This window comes from Pseudomonas sp. 21615526, assembly GCF_013386245.1.
Lineage (GTDB): Bacteria > Pseudomonadota > Gammaproteobacteria > Pseudomonadales > Pseudomonadaceae > Aquipseudomonas.
Genome location: NZ_JACAOM010000208.1, coordinates 1 through 4,109, shown reverse-complemented (window position 1 = coordinate 4,109; position 4,109 = coordinate 1). Strand labels below are relative to the sequence as shown.

Sequence of the window (4,109 nt, the reverse complement as noted above, 5' to 3'; positions counted from 1 at the left end):
TTATCTGGGCGCGGTTGCCGGCGGGGGTAAATGGTGAGCGGCTGGCTGAAGCCGGGTTGAAACGCGGGATGGTGTTGGCGCCGGGGGCGTTGTTCGGGTATGAGCCGGGGTTGCGGGATTTCATGCGGTTTAATGTGGCGCATTGCGACGAAGGGCGGGTTCAGGCGCAGTTTGAAGGGTTGCTGGGGGCGCCAACCCGAAGAGTTGGCGCCGGGGTTACGGATCAAGCGGAGGGTTGATCACCGTTCACTGGAGATCACGCGCTGGCTGCAGATATGAGCCATGCTCACCGGGGTAGCGTCGCCACCCACGCCGACATCCGGGTACTCCTCGATGCGCAGGCGCCAGACGGCGAAGTTGTATTTGGTCTCCCAGGTATTTTTGTAACCCGAGTCGTAGGACACATACCTGACAGTCGCCTCACCCGCGCAGTTGCCCAGGTTGACCGTACCGGATGCCGCGCCCGACACGCCGGTTACCGAACCGTAGTAAGGGATGTACACCGGCAGGTAGGTATTGCGGTTGACGTGCTTGTCGAGTTGCAGATACGGGGTCAGTCCCTGCAGGCGTTTACCGGTGCTGTCGGCCCAGGTCACGGCCCAGCTCAAGTCACGTGCCGCCTGGGTGGTCATGAACGGGTCGTAGTCATTGGCCGAAGCCGGGATCCGCACCACGTTGTCACCTTGCACACTGTGGCTCAACACCTCGGGTGTGGAGCCCAGCGACAGCTTGTAGCGCGCCGTAGCCTTCCAGGTTGCGGCCGGGTTAGGCCGCACCCGTACGTTCACCACGCCATTAACCGATGGCGTTGGCCAGGTGATTTTCGCCTTGGGGCTGATCGGGATCCATTTGACGCCGTCAAAATACTCGGAAATCCATTGGCCCCGATCGCTCTCGTTCACACCGTCGAAATAGGCACTGACCTTCTGCCCGCGCAGGGCCTTGAAGGAGAAGTAGTCTTCATCGGTCGCCGTGTCGGAGTTACCCGTGACGTAGTTCAGGGTATCCGGCAGTTGATAAGCCGTTTCGAAACTGTCGTTAGGCTCGAAATCGTCAATCGTCATGTTGATATCCACGCCGAAACTGAACGGCGAACCGTCAGCCGAATTGGCATGCATGAACCAGTAGTAGTCGCCAGGTGGCAGTACGCCAGCCAACACCTCGTTGGCATTGCCCGGGTTATCCGACGTGCCGAGAGAAGTGATGTTGTTCTGGCCGTCGTCCTGGAACAGGGTCAGGGACATGTTGGTGGCAGCACTCTGCCCTACCAGCATCACTGTCGCCCGTGCCTTTTGGGGCACGTTGAAGTGGTAGCAGACGTCGTTGCCGGTTTGCACACCGTCCAGGTTATACATCTGGTTGATACCGAGGGTCTGGCACAGCGGCGTGAACGCCTGGGCCGCCACGGCCTGGGCATCCACCTTGGCGCTATCTGCCTGTACAGGCTCGGCGACCACAACCCCGCTCAAGGCCTTGGCAGCCTGCACCGGCTTTTTCAGCTGCTGCGAGGTTTTGATTTTGTCCAGGAAGGCAGCCGACGCCTTCTGCGCCGTGACGATGCCGCCACTCTTGAGGGCTTGTTGCACGGCTTGCTGCAACGGTTGCGGCGTCAAGTGTGCAGGAGATTGTTCGGCCAGGGCGCAGGCCGAAACGAAGCAGGACGCCGCGATGGCGGCTCCGAGCATGAACGCTTTTTTCGATTTCATTTTTTATCCATCCATAGTTAAAAAATTGAAGCTCAGGTGATCGGCGACATCCGGTCACCTGGGATGGAATGTAGGACATAACTGTATGCATGTACAGTATTTTTATGGAGGCAAGATAGATGCGCCAATCCCGACTACGCTCATCCCCAACAAAAACGACACCGAGCGCTCCCAATGACTCACCCCACCGAGGCTTTCCGCTCCACCTACCGCGCCAGCATCCACCCCTGCTACAACCCGTGGCTCCACGCTGGTTTCGTTTTCGGCTACGGCCTGCTCTGCATCAGCCTGTTCTGGTCCACCACCCGGCAAATCCAGCTATTGGAATGGCTGGCCATCCCCCTCACCCTGATTTTCTTCAATCTGTGTATCTATCTCGTCCACCGTCACCTGGGCCATCACAAACACACCTTCGCCCGCCTGTTCTACGCCCGCCACACCGGCGACCACCACAGCTTCTTCACCCCCGCCCACATGACCTACGACAGCCCGCGAGACTGGCGTGTCATCCTGTTCCCCGCCTGGCTCATCCTGGTCCACAGCCTGGTCATCACCCTCCCCGCCTGGTGGCTGCTCAAACACCTCAACCCCAACGTCGCCGGCCTGTTCGCCGGCTGCATGATCCTCGGCTACCTGCTCTACGAGTTTTTCCACGCCTGCGAACACCTGCCCCCCGACCACCCCGTGGCCCGCCTGCCGTGGATCCGCCAGATGCACCACCTGCACGCCCTGCATCACCGGCGCGAACTGATGCAGGGACGCAACTTCAACATCGTCCTGCCGCTGATGGACTACCTGTTCGGCACCCTGCATTGGGAACCACAAGCGCGCGAACCCAAAAAAGGCCAATAAAAAACGCCCCACCTAAGTGGGGCGTCTACATTTCAGAGGGCTCTTATGCGCCGGTTATCGGCCAATGATGTCCTGGCTGCAGATATGCCCCAGGCTCACGTAGGGAACGTTATCGCCACCGACACCGACATTCGGCAATTCCTTGAGGTCGATGCGCCAGCCGCCAACGTTGTACCAGGTGTCCCAGAGGTACTTCACGCCCGTGCTGCTGTCGTAGTACTGGGCACGGTAATCACCCACACAACCGCCCAACTCTGCGCTTCCCGATGTTTTGCCGGCACTGTCGGTGGCAGCCGAGAATATCGTCCAGTTGAAGTCCGGACCCGAAACAAAACGCTTGTCGACCTTGAGCTGTGAAGTGACCCCCTCCAACGGGGCACCCGTGCTGTCTTTCCATTCGGTTCTCCAGGTCATGAGACGACCGGCCTGGGTCGCCAGAGGTGCGATGCCCGCCGGGATTCGGGTCACCGTTCCGCCCTTCGCATCGAAGTCCGCCAGGTGCGGACTCGAACCGAACGTCAGCTTGTACTCGGACTTGGCATCCCACGCCTCAGCGGGGTTGGCCCGCACGCGCGCCTTGTAGACAAAGCCCGGCGCCCGGCTCGGGAAGGTCGCCGTCGAGCCACCTGGAATGTTGACCCAGGCGCTGCCGTTGAAGTACTCGAAGATCCACTGATTGCGCACGCCCTTGTCGTCATCATCGAGGAACAGGCTGACCCCCTGCCCGCGTACGGCGGCGAAATCGAAGTAGTCAACGTCATCCGGGCTGTCGAGATTGCCCGTCAGGTAATTCAAGCGGTCCGGCAAGGCGAACGCCGTTTCCGGGGTGTCGTTGGGCTCGTAGGCGTCAATCGCGGTGTTGACGATCGCGCCGAAGTCGAAGGCTGAGCCGTCGGCAACCTTGGCTTCCAGGAACCAGTAGTAGTCCCCGGCTTCAAGCATGCCGCTGATGACTTCGTCGCTGTTGCCCGGGTTATCAGAAGTGATCAGTGCCGTCAGGTTGTTCTGCCCGTCGTCCTGGAACAGCGTCAGGGCCATTTCGGTCCCCGGCTGCTGACCCGCGAGGTAGATCTGCACCTTGGCCTTGGCGGGCACATTAAAGTGGAAGCACTTTGATTCGCCGCTCTGCAAACCGTCATAGCTGTAGCCGACGTTAATATCGAGGCTGTCGCACAGCGGTACAAAGGCGGCCTGGGCAGCAGGCGCCTTGGCCGGTTTTACCAGCCGGCCCACCGGCGAAATCTGCACACTTTCAGAAGGCTTCGCGACGCTGGCAGCCTTCTTTTGCACACCGACAGTCTTGGTTTTTTGTGCAGCCTTGAGCTTATCCAGCACCTGCGCCGAGGACGCGGAGGCCTGCACCTTGCCACCGGATTTCAGGGCACTCTTGATCGCTGCATCCAGGCTTTTTTCGCTCAGGTGCACGCTGTTCTGCGACGGGTATTGCTCGGCCAGGGCAAAGGCCGAAACGAAGCTGGCAGCCATCATGGCCGCGCCCAGTACAAAGGCTTTTTTAGATTTCATTTTTTATCCATCCATAGTTAACAAATT

Annotated in this window: 3 protein-coding genes and 1 pseudogene; 2 read left to right on the top strand and 2 right to left on the bottom strand. The window is 59.7% G+C overall.

The window, feature by feature from the left end:
- Positions 1 to 239, top strand: a pseudogene (locus HX786_RS31770) (PLP-dependent aminotransferase family protein); the annotation flags it as partial.
- Here HX786_RS31770 and HX786_RS31100 read toward each other — a convergent pair.
- Positions 240 to 1,706 (bottom strand): hypothetical protein, encoded by a 1,467-nt coding sequence (locus HX786_RS31100; RefSeq protein ID WP_178913057.1) that lies wholly within the window; start codon positions 1,704 to 1,706, stop codon positions 240 to 242.
- Positions 1,707 to 1,880: 174 nt separating this feature from the next.
- Between HX786_RS31100 and HX786_RS31095 the strand changes: the two genes are divergently transcribed.
- Positions 1,881 to 2,558, top strand: coding sequence for a sterol desaturase family protein (locus HX786_RS31095; RefSeq protein ID WP_178913056.1), 678 nt, complete (start codon positions 1,881 to 1,883; stop codon positions 2,556 to 2,558).
- Positions 2,559 to 2,612: 54 nt separating this feature from the next.
- Here the strand turns inward: HX786_RS31095 and HX786_RS31090 are convergent, their stop codons facing one another.
- Positions 2,613 to 4,082 carry a PPC domain-containing protein gene (locus HX786_RS31090; protein WP_178913055.1) on the bottom strand — a complete coding sequence of 490 codons (1,470 nt, stop codon included), beginning with the start codon at positions 4,080 to 4,082 and terminating at the stop codon, positions 2,613 to 2,615.
- Positions 4,083 to 4,109: the final 27 nt, after the last annotated feature.